The organism is Agromyces sp. PvR057, assembly GCF_040547485.1.
In the GTDB taxonomy this organism is placed as follows: Bacteria; Actinomycetota; Actinomycetes; order Actinomycetales; family Microbacteriaceae; genus Agromyces.
Genome location: NZ_JBEPPT010000002.1, coordinates 544,387 through 563,770 on the forward strand (window position 1 = coordinate 544,387; position 19,384 = coordinate 563,770).

Genomic DNA, 19,384 nt, shown 5'->3' on the forward strand with positions numbered 1-19,384 from the left:
GGGCCGAGACACGACGAAAGGTGCAACACCATGGCGGACTTCAAGGCTTCTTACGGCGAGATGGAATCGATGGCCGGCAAGCTCGACAGCGGTCGCGAGGACATCGGCGACGTGCTTCGCCGCCTGAAGGACGACGTCGACCGCCTCCTCGGCGACGACTTCAAGACCCAGCACGCGTCGGGCAAGTTCGGCGAGGGCTACACCGAGCTCACCACGGGCCTCGAGAAGGCGATCGAGGGCATCAGCGACATGGGCGACTCGCTCCGCAAGATGATGCAGGCGATCAAGGACACCGACCAGGCGCTCGCCGGCAACTAGCTTCCGGCGTCGCCCGAGGGCGACGCGCGACAGGGGAGGGCCGGTCGGTCCTCCCCTCGGCGCTCTCCGGAGCGCGTGAGCTGATCCGAGTGGAAGGAACGAGCACATGGCCGGTCCCGATATCGACCTCGACTTCGACGACCTCTCGAAGATGACATCCGATCTCGGCACGTTCGTCAAGGAGTTCGAGGACATCCAGAACTCCACCGACGACGTGCAGGATGCCGTGGGCTCCCCGCAGGGACGCGGAGCGCTGCGCGGCAAGGTCGGCGACTTCGAGAGCAAGTGGGACGGCAACCGCGAGGTCATCCTCGAGGGGCTCACGAACATCCACGATCACCTCAAGGCGATCGTCGACGGCTTCACCGAGACCGACGTGAAGCTCGCGACCCCCTCCCCTTCGCCAGGCCCGTCGCCGACCCCGGCAGGGGGTCCGCGATGACGACCGACGACCACACCCGACGCGGAGGCATCCGATGAGCTACGGCGGAACGCTGCGTTCTCCCAACCGGCACTATCTGCTGTCCGAACTCGACGGCTCGCCCTCGAAGATCGAGGCTGCCGGCAACCACTACATCGAGATCGGCGCGCGCATGTCGGCCACCGCCGACGAGCTGAAGAAGCTCGGCGACGGCGAGAAGTACAAGGCGAAGAGCCTCGACAAGGTCCGCGAGTCCGCCCGCGAGATGCAGGGCGAGCTTCGCAAGGTCGGCGAACGCTACGAGAAGACCGGCCCGGTGCTCGTCACGTACGCCGCCGCGCTGCGCACGGCACGAAACACGACCGTCGACCCGTACGTCGAGCTCATCGCCACGGCGCATCAGGCGAGCCTCGACGCCGCTGCCGAGCGCCGCGAGGCGCAGGGCAAGGTCGACGACAACAACACGACCTGGCTCTGGGAGCAGGAAGCGACCGACCACCAGAAGGCGGTCGCGAATGCCGCACTGGCTGAGGCGAAGACCGCCGCGACCGGTGCCGCGGGCAAGCTCGAAGACCTCTGGGAGGAGTTCGAGAGCGGCTTCTTCGACTGGGACGAGGCGTACGACAACGCCGTCGGCGGCATCGAGAGCGCGCTGGAGGCCTCCGGGGTCGACGACAGCTGGTGGGAGGACCTCCTCGATGGCATCGCGAAGGTGGCGACGGTGGTCGCCACGATCGCCGTGATCGCCGCACTCGTGATCGGCGGCCCGATCTTCCTCGCGATCGCCGCGGTGGCGGGCATCGTCGCGCTCGTCGCGCACTGCATCATGATGGCCTGCGGCTCGAAGCGCGTGAGTTGGACCGATATCGCGTTCGACGCGATCGGCGTGCTGCCGTTCCTCGGTGCGTTCGGCAAGGGCCTCGCGGCCGGTCGCGGCGGCATGGGGGCCCTCCGCGCTGGTCTCGGCTTCGGCAACGCCTCGAGCGGATTCCTCGCGATCGGGCGCAACGCCGTCGTCCGCGACCTCCGTACCGTGGTCGGTGCCGGCCGCGGCGCCGGCAACCGTGCACTGCGCGAGGCCGCCGCCTCCGGCCTCGCAGACGACATCCTGCGATCGACGCGCGGCACCTGGTACGGCAATGCGTGGAACGCGCTCCGCAACGGCGGCTCGCGTTTCGACGGCGAGGCGTACACGGTGAGCCAGCGGCTCGCGTCGGCCTGGACGGGCGGCGGCGTCATGCCTTCCGGCGGTCGTGCCGCGACCTGGGCGGCGCAGTTCAGCTCGATGCCGTCGATCGGAGGCCAGGGGCTCAACCTCTGGAACACCGGGTACGGTGGGTACCAGAGCCTGCAGATCGCGGGCGTCCCGTTGCCCGAGATGCCCGACTTCGTCGGCGGCACGATCGACCTGATCGGCGACGGCGTCGACGCGATCCGCGGTCGCTGAACCGAACCCCGAACCGCTGAAAGACGAGGGCCGCTTGAGCTCGCTGCGTGATGAACTCATCGGCGTGCAGACGCCGAAGGTGTCGTACACCCTGCTCTGCCCGCCCGGGTGGACCAAGGTGCCGCCGTCAGCGCTGACCGAGGACGCGGCCACGTCGCGTGCGCTGCAGGCCATGAAGGGCGCGGGACGCGCCGACCTGGTGCTCGAGTTCCGCAGCATGCTCTCGCGTCTCAAGAGCTCACTGCGCGACCGGGGCGTTTTCGAGATCTACGTCGCACCCGAGCGCGAGGGAGCGCCGATGCCGGCGATCATCGCGGTTTCGCCGTTCGTCGTGCCGTCTGGCGTGACGTGGGACGCCGCGCTCGCGAGGCTCGCCAAGGGCGTCGCCGTCGAGGCGGCCCCGGCCGAGGTCGAGATGCACCTGATCCGCCGCAGCTCCGAGTATCGCGACGACTCGGCGGCGGTGCACACCGACGAGCTCACGTTCGTCGTGCCGGTGCCGGGCGGCGACCAGCGCCGGGCGCTGCTGTTCCAGGCCTCGGTGCTCTCCGTCGACGACGAGAATTCCGCCGAGCTGGCCAGGGGCCTGGTGTTCACGTGCGAGGCGATCATGTCGACGTTCAGATGGGTGCCCGCAGCGTGAAGCAGACCTTCCCGATCTCATTCGATTCCGACCGGTGGGTCCGCGTTCCCGTCGCGTTCGCCGACGAGCAGTGGGCCACGGGCGACGAGTGGGCGGAGTGGATCGCCGACGAGCTCACGCTGGGCCGCGAGTCGGCGGCGGAGTTCCGTGACCCGCTGCGCGATCAGGCCGCTGCGATCGCGGCGTTCCCGACCGAGCACGTGAGTGCGCGGTTCTGGTTCTTCCCGGTCGACGGCGACCCGGCCGGCTGGGTCGACGTGTACGTGCAGCAGCGCGACGACGACGGCGCGGATGCGGCGGCGTTGCTGCCCGATGCCGAGCGCACGCTGATCGAGCCGGCGGTGGATGCGCTCGCCGTGCCGTCGTTCGACGACGCGGTGCGGCGTCTGACGCTGGCGCCGATCGGCGCGGGCTCCGAGGCGCCCGGGATCCTCGCGAAAGGCGAGTGGGCCGCGGTGTCGGGCGACTGGGCGGTGTACCTCGTGTCGGTCGACGACGACCCTCGCCGGCTCACCCTTCGACTCGACGACATCGACGCCCTCTTCGCGGGCATCGACCCGCATGGCGTCGCCGCGGTACCTGGAGGCGCCCGATGACCGAACGAGACCTGTCGACCGATGCCGTGAACGTTCAACTGGCCGAGGCGGTCCGCCGTGTGCCGGCGACGCTCTCCGCCGAGGAGGCGCTCGCCGGCGTGCCCGTCATGGCGCTGCTCGCGAGCCACGCCGATGCCGCCAAGGCGTATCCGACCATCGTCTCCACCGTCGAGCGCGCCGAGCTGGACCGGGTCAAGCCGTTGCGCGACGTTGCGCCGAAGCGGACGTCGCGGGCGTATCGCTGGTGGAGCGTGATCGCGCTGGTGGTCGCGCTGATCGCGCCTGCGCTCATCATGACGGGGCGCACCGGCAGCGCCGCACTCGACCCCGTGTCGGGCGCGCTGCCCTCGGGCCTCGCGATGGCCGTCGCGCTGGGCCTGTTCGTGTGGCTCGAGCCCAAGCGCACGTCGAATCCGCTCTATCGCGCAGGCAACTTCGGAGCGCCGATGTTCGTGCTGATCACGGTGATCTGGGCGATCGGCGTGTCCATCGTGCTCCGAGAGGGTGAGGAGCTCCAGTTCCATCCCGAGGCGATCCTCGGGCTCGTCCTCCAGATCGTCGCGACCATCGGATGTCTCGTGCTCGCCGTGTTCGCGTTCCGGCACGACCGGGAGCGGCCGCAGTGGGCCGACGGGCGCAAGGTCCGCGAGTCCTCGGCGCTTCCGGCCGAACTCGCGGAGTCGCCCGAGTACCGTGCGAAGCTCGAGCGACGCGTCACCGAATGGCGTCGCCACGTCTACGGCGTGAGCACCGCCGACGAGCGCGCGGCCCTGCTCGCCGCCGAACTCGAGGCCGTGCGTCTGCTCGCCGATCGAGGCACGTTGACGCCGGCGCAGTTCGACGAGGCGCAGCAGCGGGTGCGTTCCCGCTCGGACTGGCGCTGACCAGAACGATGACGAGCCCGTGGGCGGACGCATCGACGACGCGTTCGAGCGCTCCGGTTGCGTGGTCGTGGTGAGCGCCACCGCCGAGCGGCTCGTCGACGGCATCCGAATCGAGGAGGCCCCATGACCGAGGCGACGATGGCAGCCGTCGAGCGTGCACGCTCGATGCCGCTCGGCCGTACCGCGCTCGTGCAGCTCGATCGCGAGATCGCCGACGGCGTGCGCGAGGTCGACGTGCGGTTCGACCGGGTGGTCCGCGACCTCCGCGCCGAGGCGGCTGCCGCATCGCGCCAGGCGGCTCCGGCCGAGCCGGTGCGACTCCGGCAGCGCTTCCTGCTCGATGCGCTCGGCGGCCTGCTCGCGGCCGGCGCGCTCGCGACGTCCGTCGACGCCGGTATCCAGTCCGACGGATGGTTGCAGCAGGCAGAGGTGCTGGCGCCGTTCGTCGCAGGCCTGCTCGTACTCGCCCTCGTGGCGCATGTCGGCACCGGGCTCCTGGCCCGCAGGCCGGGCAGCACGGCGGCGCAGGGGCGCATGATCCTGCTGTTCACCTCCGGGTTCTCGGTGATCAGCGCCGGCGCGCTGCTCGTGCGCGAGGCCGGTGGCGACGCCCTCGACCTCTTGGCGCCGTCGGTCGTGGTGGCGGTGCTGGTGGCGATCGCGACGCTCCTGCTCTGGGTCGGCCGGGCTGCCGACGCGCGCGAGTACCGCGATGCCGTCGCGGGCGGTGCGACCGACCTCCGACCGACCGGAGACCTCCGCGCCCGCCTGCGCGTCGAGCAGCGGGCGTCGGGCGCCGAGACGGGTGCGCACTTCGACGAGCTCGGACCCGACGCACGCGCCGCCTTCGATGCGGCCGTCGGCGAGGGCATCAGCACGGTCATCGCGCGAGGCGTGCTCTCCCTGCAGGTCGTGCAAGGGTTGCGCGGAGAAGACCCGGCCGCGGTGCGATACGACGTCAGCCTGTGAGCGCTGCATGGGCGGTTCACGCCATGGCCTCGCATGGGCGAGCCTGAGGCCATGGCGGATGGCCGACCACATCACGGGGAGCGCTCCCCATTCCGCCGGTGGTGTCCGGACTCATAGGGTCGACACTGTCCTGACGTCGACACCGTGAAAGGCGAGTCCGCATGGCAGACCTCGTGAGGCTCGACCTCGCCGCGATCGGCGGTGCCGCGAGCGATGCCCGCGCCATCAAGCGGGTCTTCGACGAGAGCGACGACTCCGCGCGTGCCGCGGCCGGTGCTGCCGGGCACCCCGATCTCGCCCACGCGATCGACCGGTTCGCCTCGACGTGGGACGACCGCCGGCAGGACTTCGCCGAGAACCTGGGCACGCTCGCGGGCGTGCTCACCGAGATCGATCGCGCGTTCACCGAGATCGATCGGTCGCTGGCCGCACGTGAGGAGAACTGATGCATCCGCTTCCCGGTGACCCGGTCGTGCTGCGCCGCACGGGCCAGCGCTACGCCGAGACCGCGTCCGCGATCCGCGATGCCGTCGCCACCCTCGACCGCATCGCCGAGCCGTCGGCGATGGTCAGCCTCGCGATCGATCGCGTGCGAACGGATGCCGCGAGGCTCGCCGGCGACATCGGCTCCGCCGAGCGACGCTACGGCGAGACCGGCGACGCGCTCGTCGAGTACGCGTCGGCGCTCGAGTCCGCCCAGGACGACGCCGACCGCGCCATTCGCGACGCGGACGACGCCGCCGGCCAGTCCGCGACGTTCGAGGCCCGTGACCGCACGCTGCGCTCGCGCCTGCGAGCGATGCCCGACGACGCCGCGGCCGCCGACATCCGCGCCCTCGAGCGCTCGATCACCGCCGTCGGCGCCGAACTCGATCGAAGCGACGGGGCCGCCGAATCCGCCCGGCAGCGTTGGCAGGAGGCGGTCGAGGCGCGGGATCGCGCCGCGAGGGCGGCGATCGAGCGCATCCGCGGCGTCGTCGACGGCAGCGACCTCAACGATTCGTTCTGGGATGACGTGGGCGGGGCGTTCGGCGCCGTGTTCGAGGCCATCGGCGATGCGCTCAAGGCCATCGCCGGGGTCGTCGTCGCGGCGGTGACGGCCATCGTCGAGGCGGTGATCGTGCTCATCGCGGCGGTGCTGGTGGTGGTCGCCGCGATCGTGCTGCTCGGTCTCGCGGTGGTTGCCGCGCTGATCGTCGCGGCAGTCGCGATCGCGGCCCTGCTCATCGTCGTCGTGGCCGCGGCGCTGCTCGCGTTCGTGGCGATCGCGCTCATCGCCGGGCTGCTGCTCGTCACCGCGGCGCTCGTGCTCATCGTCACGGCGGCCATCGCGGTCATCCTCGCCGTGGTCGTGAACCTCGCACTTCTGCTCCTCAGCAGCCCGCTGTTCTGGGCGCTCCTGCTCGGCGTGGTCAGCCTCATCGCGGTCGTGCTCGCCTGGCGCGTCGCGATCGAGATCTTCGCCCCGACGCCCACGGTGAGCGAGTTCGAGCCAGACCCCGACGACGACGAGTCCCTGCTCGCCTGGCAGGACGCGGATGCGGTCGACCACGTCGACAGCATGGACGACCTCGTCGCCCTCGAGGGCCTCTCCGACAAGATGGGCGGCTCGTCGCAGACGGTGGTGGACATCATGCGGGTCGAGGGAGACCCTCCGCGGTACATCGTCACGTTGCCGAGCACGCAGGACTGGCAGGTCGCAGGAGTGTTCTTCGGCGACGACATGAACGGTGACGGCGCGGTCAACGACCTCGACACCAACATCGTGCTCCGGCTCTTCCCCGAGGTTCGCACCCAGTACGAGCGGGCGGTGATGGAGGCGATGCGTCAGGCCGGCATCACGCCGACCGACCCCGTGCTGCTGGTCGGGTTCAGTCAGGGCGGCATCTTGGCGGGGCACCTCGCCGCGAATCGATCCGACGAGTTCAACTTCCAGGGGGTCCTCGCGTACGGTGCTCCGATCGACGACATGCCGATCCCGCCGAAGACCGAGGTCGTGTCGATGCAGCACCACGACGACGTCGTGCACACGCTCGATCTCACGGCGAGTCCTCCCGACACCGACACCTGGTCGACGTACTCCGAACCGGTTCCGATCGATCCGAAGACCGGGCAACCGTATCCTCAGGCGCACGACAACGAGGCGTACCGGCAGACCGCGTTGCGACTGCAGGCAGAGGACGGATCGGTCGACGACGGTTTCTCGCAGTTCTACGGCGATATCGTGTCGAATGAGCAGTACGCGTTCAGGGAATGAGGCTCGATACATGAAGAAGCGGTTCGGCACGGTGGTCGTGGGCTGCATCGCGGCCGGCATGCTCGTGGTGACGGCGGCGGGGTGCGCGGCCTCCTCCTCGCGGGGGCAGCTCGAGGTCGTGGAGGCGGCGGTCCGAGACGCGCCCGCGGGGCTCGACGAGGTTCGTGTCGACGAGGGAAAGGACGGCCTCTCGAGGTACGTGCTCCTCCACCTGATCGCATCCGGCGACGAGCTCCCCGCCGAGAGCGTCGCGGCGACGCTCCAAGAGGTGGGCGACGTGCTCCCCGAGTCGTACAACTACGTGCACGTGGCGGCGAGCACCGCGTCCGGCGACCGTCTCGACGTCGACACCGTGCTCGAATCGCTCGGGTTCAGTCAGACCTACCTGGTGAATCCGCGTATGGCGCACATCCCGGCGAGCGCGTTGAAGTCGTTCGCGGATGAGCGCTGAGCGCCTGACCGACGTGCGCCGCAGCGGTCCGGCGCACGGCGCGGCCCGGTCGAGTAGTGTTCCGCGCATGGTGAATCGTCTCGGCAAGGTCGCGTTCGGCGCCGTCCTCGCCACACTTGCGCTGGGCGGATGCGCCGGACTCCCGGGCGGGAGCGACGGCGTCAGGCACGACGAAGCCTTCGACGTGATCGCAGCTGCGGTGCGCGACGCGTCGCCGGAGTTCGCCGACGTGCGCATCGACGACCGCGTCGACGGGGCCGTGAGCCTCCTCCTCGTCGAGCTCGACATGACCGGTGATGAGATTCCCGGCGCGGCGCTCGATTCGGCGATGCTCGCGCTGCGCCAGTCGGTGCCCGATGCGTTCGACGAGGTCCGGGTCGTCGCCGTGTCGGCGGATGACGAGGAGCTCGAACTCGAGGGACCCCTGCGGCAGACCGGGGTCGACGGCGAGTCGATGATCGACCCGGTCACGGCGAGCATCCCGGTCGACGCCCTGCGCGACATGCGGATCCTCGGCTGATGGCGATCTCCCGAACCCTCGCGCCGCGTCTCGAGTTCGCGTTGCCGGGCGCCTGGTGGCGTGCACCGCTCGAGGCCGACGGCGAGGAGCGCGCCCACGCGATCTCGGAGTTCGTGCGTGCGAAGTACGGCCGCCGAGACGATCTCGCCCGCACCCGGGCGGAGCATCGCGCGAAGCTGGCCCATGCCCTCGACGAGGCGGTGCGCGCCGGAGCCGTGGCGATGCACGTCTCGGAGTCCAACGACGGCGGCATCGCATTCGCCTCGACGGTCACCGAGTACGCGCTCCCGGGCGTCTTCGGCACGAACCCCGCGCCCGAGGTGCTGGTCGACCGCGTGGTCGGCGGGCTGGCGCGTGCCGGCGGCGGCGAGGTCGCGGGGCCCGATGCGGGTGAGGCCTGGTCGGCGTTCCAGGCTGCGGGCGGCGTCGCGTTCGCGAAGGGGGAGTCCATCGTCGTGCGCCGCGTGGTGCGCCGCGGGGCCGATGCGACCGACGCCGCGGCCCACACGAGCCCGACCGCCGCGACCCCGGACCCCCGCGAGCCGAACGCATCCGGGTCCGCCGCGGCATCCGATGCCACGACCGCCGAGTCGATCACCGCCGACTACTGGATCACGGTTCCCGGCAGACCCGAGGTCGTGCTCGTGAGCATGACGAGCGTGCTCGGTCCGCTCGAGGCGCTCATGCTCGAGCTCTTCGACCGCATCGTCGCCGCGGCGACCTGGCGCAAAGCGCCGTCGTTGCGCGACGAGCTGGCCGCCGCGCGCTGACCGCGGCGGGCCGGCGGCCCCGCGCCGACCGCGCGGCGCCCCAGGTAGACCGCGCACCCGCCCGCCGGCGCGTACGCTCGAACGCATGGACCCGAGACGAACGGCCTGGGTCGTCGCCGGATTCGCGGCGGCGCTCGACCTCGCCCTCGTCGTGTGCGCCTACGGGTTCGTGAGCCTGCTGGCCGACATCGAGGTCGTCGCCGACCCGCAGGTCGGGGTGCTCGTCGTGCCCGTCGCGGTCGGGGCATCCGCCCTGGCCCTGCTCCTCACGCTCGGGCTGCGCCTGGCGCGACCGGAGCGCATCGCGGCGACCGTCGTGCTCACGGCCTTCGCCGCCTGGGCGACGCTCGTGGTCGTGGCGGTCATCGGGCACCTGTCGTCGACGACGGGCGACGTGCTCGAGAGCGTGGCGTTCGGCGTCCTGTTCGGGCTCGGCTGGTTCGGCCTGCTCGTGCCGGTCGCCGCGGCGCTGGTCTCCGTGTTCGCGGTGCTCGTCGCCCGCGGCCGCGACCACGGCATGCGGCGCCCCCGCTGGCCATGGGAGCACGACGACGAGGAGTGACGGATGCCGCGTCAGGCCGGATCGTCGACGTACCCCGTCGCGGCGATCGACACGCGCGCCGCACCCGCGGTGAGCTCGGCGATGCGGGCGGCGAAGACGTCGGTGTCCGCCGGCGGCACGCCGACGTCGATGCGCATGCGGGTGCCGTACTCGACGTGGAGCGGGACGTGGCCGATGCGGCGAAGCTCCGCCTCGAGCGAGGGCCCGCGCTCGTAGTCCGCGTGCACCTCGAGGGTCGTTCGCAGGCTCCGGCCGAGCCGGGTCGCGGCCCGCGTCGACGCCTGGACCGAGGCCGTGTAGGCACGCATGAGCCCGCCCGTGCCGAGCAGCACCCCGCCGAAGTACCGGCTCACCACGGCCACGACGTCGGAGAGGCCCTCGCCGCGCAGCGCCTCGAGCATCGGCTGCCCTGCCGTGCCCGACGGCTCTCCATCGTCGCTCGAGCGGGCGAGCTCGCCGCGCGCACCGATGACGAACGCGGTGCAGTGGTGGCGAGCCCTGGGCTCAGCGGCCCGCACGTCGCCGACGACCCGGCGCGCGGCCTCCTCGTCGTCGACGCGGTCGAGCACGCAGATGAAGCGGGAGCGCTCGATCTCGATCTCGGTGCGCACGCGCCCGGCGACGGTCGTGTAGCTTCCGGATGCCGCGCCCATGCCGCCATTCTCCCCGAGCCCGCAGGCGCCGATGAACGGGTGCCCGAACGGGCTGCGCGCGGCGGGCCGACGGGCCGGACGACCGCCGAGCGCCCCCGCCGGGCGTCCACGGCGCTATCGTGAACCTCGTGGAGGGTTCGGTCGAGGCGCGCGTGAGCCACGAGGTCGACCGCTGGCTGCAGTGGCTGCCGCGGTGGCGACCCGGCACGCACCGGTCCCGTGTCCGTCTGTGCCAGCGGTGCTTCGGGTCGCCGATCCTCGCCGCGGCTGGGCTCGACGTCGACGTGCCGCATCCGGTGCAGCACTCGTTCTCGATGCGCATGAAGGGCGTCATCGATCTCGCCGTCGACGACTACACGGCGCGCAACCTGCCGATGCTGCACCGCGAGATCCGGTTGGCCGAGGAGCGCAAGGCGCGCCGGCCGTACCGCGCCGGCGAGGGGCTCGACCCCGAGTTCGCCGGCCTCGACGTCGACCCCGAGCCGGTCGCCGACCAGCCGTTCCTGTTCACGCTCGGCGGCCTCGAGCAGGAGGCGGCCGCCGAGGCCGCCGAACCGGCGCCCCGGCCGTTCACCCCGGACGAGAAGGAGGCGCTCCGCGAGGAGGTCCGCCTCGCCGACGAGTTCGCGAAGCAGCTCGGCCGCCGCATCTGCGTCGAGCTCGCCCAGCACCGCTACCGCATCGGCAACGCGGTCGAGCGCCTCGTCGAACCGCAGGTCGCCGAGATGCTCGCCGACCTCGATCGCGAACTCGACGCCCCGGGCTGGCCCGGCTGAGCGGCAGCTGCGAGACCGCTGGGCAGCCGCCCGCGGCATCCGCCCGCATTTGACCGCAACGTTACGCGGCATTACCATAGATCGGGTGTGCGCGCTCCGGCGTGCGCACTCAGGGCGTCTCGCCCCCACGGCATACCCACCACCTCAAAGGCCACGCGATTCCGCGCGGTCGGTGGGTCGTGATGTGAAATCCATCAAACGCTGTCACCGTGCAGCACCAACAAGGAGAAGCAGTGCCAACCATTCAGCAGTTGGTCCGCAAGGGTCGCTCGCCGAAGGTCACCAAGACCAAGGCTCCCGCCCTGAAGGCCAACCCCCAGCAGCGCGGCGTGTGCACGCGTGTGTACACCACCACCCCGAAGAAGCCGAACTCCGCGCTCCGCAAGGTCGCTCGTGTGAAGCTCTCGAACGGCACCGAGGTCACCGCCTACATCCCCGGTGAGGGCCACAACCTGCAGGAGCACTCGATGGTGCTCGTGCGCGGCGGTCGTGTGAAGGACCTCCCGGGTGTCCGTTACAAGATCATCCGCGGCGCCCTCGACACGCAGGCCGTGAAGAACCGCAAGCAGGCTCGCAGCCGCTACGGCGCGAAGATGGAGAAGAAGTAATGCCTCGCAAGGGACCCGCTCCGAAGCGCCCCGTCGTCGCAGACCCCGTCTACGGCTCGCCGGTCGTCAGCCAGCTCGTCAACAAGATCCTCGTCGACGGCAAGAAGGACCTCGCTCAGCGCATCGTCTACGAAGCGCTCGAGAACGTGGCCACCAAGTCCGGCCAGGACGCCGTCACGGTGCTCAAGAAGGCGCTCGACAACGTGCGCCCGACCCTCGAGGTGCGTTCGCGCCGCGTCGGCGGTTCGACCTACCAGGTCCCCGTCGAGGTCAAGCCGCACCGCGCCAACACCCTCGCCCTCCGCTGGCTCACGAGCTACGCGAAGGCCCGTCGCGAGAAGACGATGACCGAGCGTCTCACCAACGAGATCCTCGACGCGTCGAACAGCCTCGGTGCAGCCGTCAAGCGTCGTGAAGACACGCACAAGATGGCCGAGTCGAACCGCGCATTCGCCCACTACCGCTGGTAGCAGGCCGAGCGGATGCCGCGGCCTCGGCTCGCGGCATCCGTTCCCCCTTCCCCTTCCGTTCCTGAACATCCGGAGGAACCCCCGTGGCACAAGACGTGCTCACCGACCTGAGCAAGGTCCGCAACATCGGCATCATGGCCCACATCGATGCCGGCAAGACCACCACCACTGAGCGCATCCTGTTCTACACGGGCGTCAACCACAAGATCGGTGAGACGCACGACGGTGCCTCGACGACCGACTGGATGGAGCAGGAGAAGGAGCGCGGCATCACGATCACGTCTGCCGCCGTGACCTGCTACTGGAACAAGAACCAGATCAACATCATCGACACCCCCGGCCACGTGGACTTCACGGTCGAGGTGGAGCGTTCGCTCCGCGTGCTCGACGGTGCGGTCGCCGTGTTCGACGGCAAGGAGGGCGTCGAGCCCCAGTCCGAGACGGTGTGGCGTCAGGCCGACAAGTACAACGTCCCGCGCATCTGCTTCGTCAACAAGATGGACAAGCTCGGCGCCGACTTCTACTACACGGTCGACACGATCGTCAGCCGCCTCGGCGCCAAGCCGCTCGTGCTGCAGCTCCCGATCGGCTCCGAGTCGCAGTTCGAGGGCGTCGTCGACCTCATCGAGATGCGCGCACTCACGTGGCGCGGCGACGCAAAGGGTGACGTCGAGATGGGCGCCAAGTACGCCATCGAGGAGATCCCCGCCGACCTCGTCGAGAAGGCCGCGGAGTACCGCACGGCCCTGCTCGAGGTCGTCGCCGAGACGAGCGACGAGCTGATGGAGAAGTACTTCGGCGGCGAGGAGCTCACCGTCGCCGAGATCAAGGCTGCGATCCGCAAGCTCACGGTCAACTCGGAGATCTACCCCGTCCTCTGCGGTTCCGCGTTCAAGAACCGCGGCGTGCAGCCGATGCTCGACGCCGTCATCGACTTCCTCCCGTCGCCGCTCGACGTGCCGGCCATCGAGGCCCACGACGCTCGCGACGAGGAGAAGGTCGTCATGCGTCACGCCGACGCGACCGAGCCGTTCACGGCGCTCGCGTTCAAGGTCGCGGTGCACCCGTTCTTCGGTCGCCTCACCTACGTCCGCGTCTACTCCGGCCGCCTCGACAGCGGTGCCCAGGTCATCAACTCGACCAAGGGCAAGAAGGAGCGCATCGGCAAGATCTTCCAGATGCACGCCAACAAGGAGATCCCGATCGATTCGGTGACCGCCGGCAACATCTACGCCGTCATCGGTCTGAAGGACACCACGACCGGCGACACGCTGTCCGACCCGAACAACCAGGTCGTGCTCGAGTCGATGACCTTCCCCGAGCCCGTCATCGAGGTCGCCATCGAGCCGAAGACCAAGGCCGACCAGGAGAAGCTGGGCACCGCGATCCAGAAGCTCGCCGAGGAGGACCCCACCTTCCGCACCGAGCAGAACCAGGAGACCGGTCAGACGGTCATCAAGGGCATGGGCGAGCTCCACCTCGACATCCTGGTCGACCGCATGAAGCGCGAGTTCAACGTCGAGGCCAACGTGGGCAAGCCCCAGGTCGCGTACCGCGAGACCATCAAGCGCGCGGTCGAGAAGCACGACTTCACCCACAAGAAGCAGACGGGTGGATCCGGCCAGTTCGCGAAGATCCAGTTCGCGATCGAGCCCCTCGAGGTCACGGCCGAGCAGACCTACCTGTTCGAGAACAAGACCTCCGGTGGACGCGTTCCCCGCGAGTACATCCCCTCGGTCGATGCCGGATTCCAGGACGCCATGCAGTATGGCATCCTGGCCGGATACCCGATGGTCGGCGTCAAGGCAAGCCTGCTTGACGGCGCCGCACACGACGTCGACTCCTCGGAGATGGCGTTCAAGATCGCCGGCTCGATGGGCTTCAAGGAAGCCGCTCGGAAGGCGAACCCGGTTCTGCTCGAGCCGCTGATGGCCGTCGAGGTGCGCACCCCTGAGGAATACATGGGTGATGTCATCGGCGACCTGAACTCGCGCCGCGGTCAGATCCAGTCCATGGAGGACGCGAGCGGCGTGAAGGTCATTCGCGCCAACGTGCCCCTGTCGGAGATGTTCGGCTACATCGGAGACCTGCGGTCCAAGACCTCGGGCCGCGCGGTGTACTCGATGACGTTCGACAGCTACGCGGAGGTCCCGAAGGCTGTCGCCGACGAGATCGTCCAGAAGAACAAGGGCGAATAAATCTCCCTGGCGGGGGCCTTGGCCCTCTCCGACCCACGAGCCAGCCGGTTCGCGTAACATATCTACAAACCCCGTAGCACGCCGGTCGCAATCCAGCGCCCGGAGGTTCTACACGAGTCCTGAGGAGGACCCACAGTGGCTAAGGCCAAGTTCGAGCGGACCAAGCCGCACGTCAACATCGGAACGATCGGTCACGTCGACCACGGCAAGACCACGCTCACCGCAGCGATCTCGAAGGTGCTTGCCGACAAGTACCCCTCGGCGACCAACGTTCAGCGCGACTTCGCGTCGATCGACTCGGCTCCCGAAGAGCGCCAGCGCGGCATCACGATCAACATCTCGCACGTCGAGTACGAGACGCCGAAGCGCCACTACGCGCACGTCGACGCTCCCGGTCACGCCGACTACATCAAGAACATGATCACCGGTGCGGCTCAGATGGACGGCGCGATCCTCGTGGTCGCCGCCACCGACGGCCCGATGGCTCAGACGCGTGAGCACGTGCTGCTCGCCAAGCAGGTCGGCGTGCCGTACCTGCTCGTCGCACTGAACAAGTCCGACATGGTCGACGACGAGGAGATCCTGGAGCTCGTCGAGCTCGAGGTTCGCGAGCTGCTCTCGAGCCAGGGCTTCGACGGCGACGACGCTCCGGTCGTCCGCGTCTCGGGCCTCAAGGCTCTCGAGGGCGACGAGAAGTGGGTGGACTCGGTTCTCGAGCTCATGGCCGCCGTCGACGACTCCGTGCCCGACCCGGTGCGCGACCGCGACAAGCCGTTCCTCATGCCGGTCGAAGACGTGTTCACGATCACCGGTCGTGGCACCGTCGTCACGGGCCGCGCCGAGCGTGGCACCCTGAAGATCAACTCCGAGGTCGAGATCGTCGGCATCCGCCCGACGCAGAAGACCACGGTCACGGGTATCGAGATGTTCCACAAGCAGCTCGACGAGGCCTGGGCCGGCGAGAACTGCGGTCTTCTCCTCCGTGGCACCAAGCGTGAAGACGTCGAGCGCGGCCAGGTCGTCGTGGCCCCCGGCTCGGTCACCCCGCACACGGACTTCGAGGGCACCGCGTACATCCTCTCCAAGGATGAGGGTGGGCGTCACAACCCGTTCTACGCGAACTACCGTCCGCAGTTCTACTTCCGCACCACCGACGTCACCGGCGTCATCACGCTGCCCGAGGGCACCGAGATGGTCATGCCCGGCGACACCACCGACATGACGGTCGCGCTGATCCAGCCGATCGCCATGGAGGAGGGCCTCGGCTTCGCCATCCGCGAGGGTGGCCGCACCGTCGGCGCCGGTACCGTCACGAAGGTCATCAAGTAAGTCCTTCGCGATTGCGACCTTGAACGGGGTCGGACCCTCGGGTCCGGCCCCGTTCTGTCGTTTCGAGGTGCGCGCACACCCGATGCACGGGTGCCCGTAACCCCGCTGACATGTGCCGTACCCCCCGAGCGGGTTACGCTTGATCCGTATGGAGATGTCCGCAGCGGTCCCGAGCACGACCACCGTGCGGCCCGAGATCCAAGCGCTCCGGGCCATCGCCGTCGCGGCCGTGGTGCTGCATCACGGATGGCCTGCGGTCGCACCCGCGGGGTACATCGGAGTCGACGTCTTCTTCGTCGTCTCGGGCTACCTCATCACCGCCCTGCTGCTTCGCGAGGTCGATCGCACCGGCCGGATCTCACTCGGCTCCTTCTACCGGCGGCGTGCGCGTCGCATCCTGCCGGCCGCGATGGTCGTGCTGCTCGCCGTCTCGGCCGCGACGTTGGCGTTCGCGCCCTACCGCGACTGGGCCGCCTACTTCCGCGAGATCGTCGCAAGCGCGTTCTACGTCGAGAACTGGCGCCTCGCCGTGGACTCGCAGCAGCCGGCGTTCGCAGATCTCGAGTCGACGCCCGTGCAGCACTTCTGGTCGCTCTCGGTCGAGGAGCAGTTCTACCTGCTCTGGCCGCTCCTCATCATCGCGGCGCTCTGGCTGGTGCACCGACGTGGCGCACCGCTGCGGCGGACGCTCGCGATCGTGCTCGGCGCCGTCACGGCCGTCTCGTTCGCCTGGTCTCTGCTGCTCACGGTCGACGACCACAACCTGGCGTACTTCTCGACGTTCGCCCGCGGCTGGGAGTTCGGCGTCGGCGGCCTGCTCGCACTGCTGGCAGCGGCGATCCCTCGCCTGACGGCCGATCGCTGGCACGCAGGCCGGAGCGTCGTCTCGTGGGCGGGGCTCGCCATGATCGTCGTGCCGATCGTGACCTTCGACGACACGGAGGCGTTCCCCGGCCTCTGGGTGCTGCTGCCGGTGGCGGGCACCCTCGCGATCATCTGGGCCGGTGCGCCGGGGACCCGGTGGTCCACCGCGCGCGCCGCCGGGCTCCGACCGGTGCAGTGGGTCGGCGACGTGTCGTACTCGCTCTACCTCTGGCACTGGCCGATCTTCATGTTCACGCCGATGATCACCGGGGTGCCGAGCCCGCCGGCGCTCATGGTCGTGCTCGTCGGCCTCTCGCTCGTCGTCGCGGCGCTCTCGAAGCGGTTCGTCGAGGACCCGTTCCGGCGACGCGGCGGTGCGGTCGGCTCGCACCCGCGCGTGCTGGCCGGTGCGCTCGCCGTGGCCCTCGCGGGCGTGCTCACGATGGGGTCGGTCGCGCCGGGCATCGCCGCGGACGAACTCGTCTGCCAGGGGCAGGGGCGGTCTCCGCGCGACTAGCCGAGCGGAGATCGCGCCCCGCGTCGGGAGGGCGGCCGAGGGATGTCGCGGGTGGCGTCGGGGAAGCCGATGACGCCGCGGCGGCTCACTCGCCGACGTCGACGATCTCGTGGCTGACGTCGATGTCCTGCTCCACGCTTCGCCCGACCGTGCAGCTCCGGGCGATGGAGGCCTCCACGAGGTGCGCGAGCTTCTCGCGTTCTGCCTCCGTGAGCGACGCGAGCGGGATGAGCAGCTCCTCGTCGATGCGGTCGTACCGGTTGTCGGGCTCCGACGTGCCGTGCGCCCAGACGGTGAACGCGACGTCGTCGCCGAGCCGGCGCGAGATCACGCGATCGGCGCTCATGCCCGAGCATGCCGCGAGGGCGAGCTTCAGCAGTTCGCCGGGGGAGAAGTGGCCCGGCGTGCCGGCCGGGCCGATGCTGACGGTGGCACCGGACTCGTTGCGCCCCTCGAAGGTGCGCTCGCCCGTGCGGGCCGCCGAGACGCTGCCCGAGGCGGCGCGTGCGCTCTCGCGGTGGTGGATGCCGGTCGCCGGAGTCTTCGTCATACCGACATCCTCGCCGCTTCGACCGGTCGAACGGGAGGACTCGACGGATGCCCGGAGGACTCACAGGAGGTCGTGGGAGAATCGAGGAACACCGACGATGCGACGGCTTCGGCCCAGTGCTTCGGCCCGCAGTTCGCAGCCCCGGCTTCGCCCGGAACGGCGCGCGACACGCCCGGGTTGCAGCAATGTGCCGGATATGGCAAACTTGGTGAGTTCAACATTTCGAGCGCGCGCCACGGCATGCGCTCGAATCACTGCCAGGCAGTGCATAACCACCCGTGCACGTGACGAGAGTCACGGTGCGCCAGGGGTCAGGTTAGGCCGCGGGCAGCAGAACACGACTGAACCGAATCCCACATACAACGTTCCATGGGTACTCCATGTCTTCCGCCAGGACGACACGCCCGGGCGCGGGGGTCGGGGATACGGCTTGCGGGTCGAGCGTGCCGAGGTCACCGAATGCGGATGAAGATCCGTGCGGTGGTTTCGACAGGCTCGATCACAGCCTTTGACAGAAGAACAGTGGTTGCTTCATCAGAAGTCGCTACGCGGCGCCCGATGCCCTCGGAAGGGGTATGGCGCCTTGACAGAGAGAGAGTTCGACATGGCGGGACAGAAGATCCGCATTCGACTGAAGTCGTATGACCACGAGGTCATCGACACCTCGGCGCGCAAGATCGTCGACACGGTGACCCGCGCGGGCGCCACGGTCGTCGGCCCCGTGCCGCTTCCGACCGAGAAGAACGTGGTGTGCGTCATCCGTTCGCCCCACAAGTACAAGGACAGCCGCGAGCACTTCGAGATGCGCACCCACAAGCGCCTCATCGACATCGTGGACCCGACGCCGAAGGCCGTCGACTCGCTCATGCGTCTCGACCTGCCCGCCGACGTCAACATCGAGATCAAGCTCTGAGGTAACAGATGTCTTCCGCTACCAAGAACGTGAAGGGTCTGCTCGGCACCAAGCTCGGCATGACCCAGGTGTGGGACGAGAACAACAAGCTCGTGCCCGTGACCGTCATCGAGATCGCCCCCAACGTGGTCACCCAGCTCCGCACCGTCGAGCGTGACGGCTACGAGGCTGTGCAGATCGCCGCCGGCGCCATCGACCCCCGCAAGGTCAACCAGCCCGCGACCGGCCACTTCGCCGCCGCAGGCGTGACCCCCCGCCGCCACGTGACCGAGGTCCGCACCGCGGACGCCGCGTCCTACGCGCTCGGCCAGGAGCTCCCCGTCGAGGGTGCCTTCGAGGCCGGCCAGCTCGTCGACGTCGTCGGCACGAGCAAGGGCAAGGGCTTCGCCGGTGTCATGAAGCGCCACAACTTCAAGGGCGTCTCCGCTTCGCACGGTTCGCACCGCAACCACCGCAAGCCGGGCTCCATCGGTGCCTCGTCGACGCCCAGCCGCGTCTTCAAGGGCATGCGCATGGCCGGCCGCATGGGTGGCGAGCGCGTCACCGTGCTCAACCTCCGCGTGCACGCCGTCGACGCAGAGAAGGGCCTGCTGCTCGTCAAGGGCGCCGTCCCCGGTGCTCGTGGCCGTCTCGTTTTCGTCCGCAACGCAGTGAAGGGGGCGTAGTCC

The 19,384-nt window shown here is 69.5% G+C and carries 23 protein-coding genes; 21 read left to right on the forward strand and 2 right to left on the reverse strand.

The window, feature by feature from the left end; all coding sequences use genetic code 11:
- The first annotated feature begins 30 nt into the window (after positions 1 to 30).
- The 13 genes from ABIC29_RS11680 (at position 31) to ABIC29_RS11740 (ending at position 9,838) form a co-directional block, all read left to right on the forward strand.
- Positions 31 to 318, forward strand: coding sequence for a WXG100 family type VII secretion target (locus ABIC29_RS11680; RefSeq protein ID WP_055860250.1), 288 nt, complete (start codon positions 31 to 33; stop codon positions 316 to 318).
- Positions 319 to 424: 106 nt separating this feature from the next.
- Positions 425 to 760, forward strand: a complete 336-nt coding sequence (locus tag ABIC29_RS11685; RefSeq protein WP_116083697.1) for a hypothetical protein — start codon at positions 425 to 427, stop codon at positions 758 to 760.
- Positions 761 to 794: 34 nt separating this feature from the next.
- A complete protein-coding gene (locus tag ABIC29_RS11690) occupies positions 795 to 2,186 on the forward strand; it encodes a hypothetical protein (RefSeq protein WP_116083695.1) in 1,392 nt (463 codons plus the stop codon).
- Between the two features lie 34 nt (positions 2,187 to 2,220).
- Positions 2,221 to 2,829 (forward strand): hypothetical protein, encoded by a 609-nt coding sequence (locus ABIC29_RS11695; protein ID WP_116083693.1) that lies wholly within the window; start codon positions 2,221 to 2,223, stop codon positions 2,827 to 2,829.
- Positions 2,811 to 3,425, forward strand: coding sequence for a hypothetical protein (locus ABIC29_RS11700; RefSeq protein WP_354245522.1), 615 nt, complete (start codon positions 2,811 to 2,813; stop codon positions 3,423 to 3,425). The genes ABIC29_RS11695 and ABIC29_RS11700 overlap by 19 nt, the downstream gene beginning before the upstream one ends.
- Positions 3,422 to 4,309: a hypothetical protein gene (locus ABIC29_RS11705; RefSeq protein ID WP_354245525.1), complete on the forward strand. Its 888-nt coding sequence runs from the start codon at positions 3,422 to 3,424 to the stop codon at positions 4,307 to 4,309. Before ABIC29_RS11700 ends, ABIC29_RS11705 begins: the two co-directional genes overlap by 4 nt.
- 123 nt (positions 4,310 to 4,432) lie before the next feature.
- Positions 4,433 to 5,278, forward strand: coding sequence for a hypothetical protein (locus tag ABIC29_RS11710; RefSeq protein WP_354245528.1), 846 nt, complete (start codon positions 4,433 to 4,435; stop codon positions 5,276 to 5,278).
- Between the two features lie 161 nt (positions 5,279 to 5,439).
- Entirely contained in the window at positions 5,440 to 5,724 is a 285-nt protein-coding gene (locus ABIC29_RS11715; protein WP_116083683.1) for a hypothetical protein, read from the forward strand.
- Positions 5,724 to 7,535, forward strand: a complete 1,812-nt coding sequence (locus tag ABIC29_RS11720) for an alpha/beta hydrolase (protein WP_354245531.1) — start codon at positions 5,724 to 5,726, stop codon at positions 7,533 to 7,535. The genes ABIC29_RS11715 and ABIC29_RS11720 overlap by 1 nt, the downstream gene beginning before the upstream one ends.
- A gap of 10 nt (positions 7,536 to 7,545) precedes the next feature.
- Positions 7,546 to 7,986 (forward strand): hypothetical protein, encoded by a 441-nt coding sequence (locus tag ABIC29_RS11725; RefSeq protein ID WP_354245533.1) that lies wholly within the window; start codon positions 7,546 to 7,548, stop codon positions 7,984 to 7,986.
- Positions 7,987 to 8,053: 67 nt separating this feature from the next.
- Entirely contained in the window at positions 8,054 to 8,506 is a 453-nt protein-coding gene (locus ABIC29_RS11730) for a hypothetical protein (protein WP_116083675.1), read from the forward strand.
- Entirely contained in the window at positions 8,506 to 9,276 is a 771-nt protein-coding gene (locus tag ABIC29_RS11735; protein ID WP_354245536.1) for a hypothetical protein, read from the forward strand. Before ABIC29_RS11730 ends, ABIC29_RS11735 begins: the two co-directional genes overlap by 1 nt.
- 85 nt (positions 9,277 to 9,361) lie before the next feature.
- The gene (locus ABIC29_RS11740) at positions 9,362 to 9,838 is read left to right on the forward strand and encodes a DUF6121 family protein (protein WP_116083671.1); all 477 of its coding nucleotides are present in this window, start codon (positions 9,362 to 9,364) and stop codon (positions 9,836 to 9,838) included.
- Between the two features lie 11 nt (positions 9,839 to 9,849).
- Here ABIC29_RS11740 and ABIC29_RS11745 read toward each other — a convergent pair whose 3' ends face one another.
- Positions 9,850 to 10,491, reverse strand: coding sequence for a YigZ family protein (locus tag ABIC29_RS11745; RefSeq protein WP_354245539.1), 642 nt, complete (start codon positions 10,489 to 10,491; stop codon positions 9,850 to 9,852).
- A 119-nt stretch (positions 10,492 to 10,610) separates the two neighbouring features.
- On the opposite strand from ABIC29_RS11745, the gene ABIC29_RS11750 reads away from it, so the two are divergent.
- From ABIC29_RS11750 to ABIC29_RS11775, 6 genes are all read left to right on the forward strand, one after another.
- Positions 10,611 to 11,267, forward strand: a complete 657-nt coding sequence (locus ABIC29_RS11750; RefSeq protein ID WP_354245542.1) for a spermidine/putrescine ABC transporter substrate-binding protein — start codon at positions 10,611 to 10,613, stop codon at positions 11,265 to 11,267.
- 233 nt (positions 11,268 to 11,500) lie between these two features.
- Entirely contained in the window at positions 11,501 to 11,875 is a 375-nt protein-coding gene (gene rpsL, locus ABIC29_RS11755) for a 30S ribosomal protein S12 (protein ID WP_022889720.1), read from the forward strand.
- Complete coding sequence (rpsG, locus tag ABIC29_RS11760) at positions 11,875 to 12,345, forward strand: 30S ribosomal protein S7 (protein ID WP_055860217.1); 471 nt, start codon at positions 11,875 to 11,877, stop codon at positions 12,343 to 12,345. Before rpsL ends, rpsG begins: the two co-directional genes overlap by 1 nt.
- A gap of 83 nt (positions 12,346 to 12,428) precedes the next feature.
- Positions 12,429 to 14,543, forward strand: coding sequence for an elongation factor G (gene fusA / locus ABIC29_RS11765; protein WP_116083666.1), 2,115 nt, complete (start codon positions 12,429 to 12,431; stop codon positions 14,541 to 14,543).
- A gap of 135 nt (positions 14,544 to 14,678) precedes the next feature.
- Entirely contained in the window at positions 14,679 to 15,872 is a 1,194-nt protein-coding gene (gene tuf / locus ABIC29_RS11770) for an elongation factor Tu (RefSeq protein WP_055860212.1), read from the forward strand.
- Positions 15,873 to 16,020: 148 nt separating this feature from the next.
- Positions 16,021 to 17,253 carry an acyltransferase family protein gene (locus ABIC29_RS11775; RefSeq protein WP_354245549.1) on the forward strand — a complete coding sequence of 411 codons (1,233 nt, stop codon included), beginning with the start codon at positions 16,021 to 16,023 and terminating at the stop codon, positions 17,251 to 17,253.
- A gap of 85 nt (positions 17,254 to 17,338) precedes the next feature.
- On the opposite strand, the gene ABIC29_RS11780 is transcribed toward ABIC29_RS11775, so the two are convergent.
- Positions 17,339 to 17,803 carry an OsmC family protein gene (locus tag ABIC29_RS11780; RefSeq protein WP_354245552.1) on the reverse strand — a complete coding sequence of 155 codons (465 nt, stop codon included), beginning with the start codon at positions 17,801 to 17,803 and terminating at the stop codon, positions 17,339 to 17,341.
- Between the two features lie 604 nt (positions 17,804 to 18,407).
- On the opposite strand from ABIC29_RS11780, the gene rpsJ reads away from it, so the two are divergent.
- Entirely contained in the window at positions 18,408 to 18,716 is a 309-nt protein-coding gene (gene rpsJ / locus ABIC29_RS11785) for a 30S ribosomal protein S10 (protein ID WP_017201594.1), read from the forward strand.
- Positions 18,717 to 18,724: 8 nt separating this feature from the next.
- Positions 18,725 to 19,381: a 50S ribosomal protein L3 gene (gene rplC, locus ABIC29_RS11790; RefSeq protein ID WP_055860203.1), complete on the forward strand. Its 657-nt coding sequence runs from the start codon at positions 18,725 to 18,727 to the stop codon at positions 19,379 to 19,381.
- Positions 19,382 to 19,384: the final 3 nt, after the last annotated feature.

Bases quoted from the DNA above. Each gene is read 5' to 3' on its own strand.
- ABIC29_RS11680 (WP_055860250.1), top strand. From the start codon at position 31: ATGGCGGACTTCAAGGCTTCTTACGGCGAGATGGAATCGATGGCCGGC.
- ABIC29_RS11685 (WP_116083697.1), top strand. From the start codon at position 425: ATGGCCGGTCCCGATATCGACCTCGACTTCGACGACCTCTCGAAGATG.
- ABIC29_RS11690 (WP_116083695.1), top strand. From the start codon at position 795: ATGAGCTACGGCGGAACGCTGCGTTCTCCCAACCGGCACTATCTGCTG.
- ABIC29_RS11700 (WP_354245522.1), top strand. From the start codon at position 2,811: ATGGGTGCCCGCAGCGTGAAGCAGACCTTCCCGATCTCATTCGATTCC.
- ABIC29_RS11705 (WP_354245525.1), top strand. From the start codon at position 3,422: ATGACCGAACGAGACCTGTCGACCGATGCCGTGAACGTTCAACTGGCC.
- ABIC29_RS11710 (WP_354245528.1), top strand. From the start codon at position 4,433: ATGACCGAGGCGACGATGGCAGCCGTCGAGCGTGCACGCTCGATGCCG.
- ABIC29_RS11715 (WP_116083683.1), top strand. From the start codon at position 5,440: ATGGCAGACCTCGTGAGGCTCGACCTCGCCGCGATCGGCGGTGCCGCG.
- ABIC29_RS11720 (WP_354245531.1), top strand. From the start codon at position 5,724: ATGCATCCGCTTCCCGGTGACCCGGTCGTGCTGCGCCGCACGGGCCAG.
- ABIC29_RS11725 (WP_354245533.1), top strand. From the start codon at position 7,546: ATGAAGAAGCGGTTCGGCACGGTGGTCGTGGGCTGCATCGCGGCCGGC.
- ABIC29_RS11730 (WP_116083675.1), top strand. From the start codon at position 8,054: ATGGTGAATCGTCTCGGCAAGGTCGCGTTCGGCGCCGTCCTCGCCACA.
- ABIC29_RS11735 (WP_354245536.1), top strand. From the start codon at position 8,506: ATGGCGATCTCCCGAACCCTCGCGCCGCGTCTCGAGTTCGCGTTGCCG.
- ABIC29_RS11740 (WP_116083671.1), top strand. From the start codon at position 9,362: ATGGACCCGAGACGAACGGCCTGGGTCGTCGCCGGATTCGCGGCGGCG.
- ABIC29_RS11745 (WP_354245539.1), bottom strand. From the start codon at position 10,491: ATGGGCGCGGCATCCGGAAGCTACACGACCGTCGCCGGGCGCGTGCGC.
- rpsG (WP_055860217.1), top strand. From the start codon at position 11,875: ATGCCTCGCAAGGGACCCGCTCCGAAGCGCCCCGTCGTCGCAGACCCC.
- ABIC29_RS11775 (WP_354245549.1), top strand. From the start codon at position 16,021: ATGGAGATGTCCGCAGCGGTCCCGAGCACGACCACCGTGCGGCCCGAG.
- ABIC29_RS11780 (WP_354245552.1), bottom strand. From the start codon at position 17,803: ATGACGAAGACTCCGGCGACCGGCATCCACCACCGCGAGAGCGCACGC.
- rpsJ (WP_017201594.1), top strand. From the start codon at position 18,408: ATGGCGGGACAGAAGATCCGCATTCGACTGAAGTCGTATGACCACGAG.
- rplC (WP_055860203.1), top strand. From the start codon at position 18,725: ATGTCTTCCGCTACCAAGAACGTGAAGGGTCTGCTCGGCACCAAGCTC.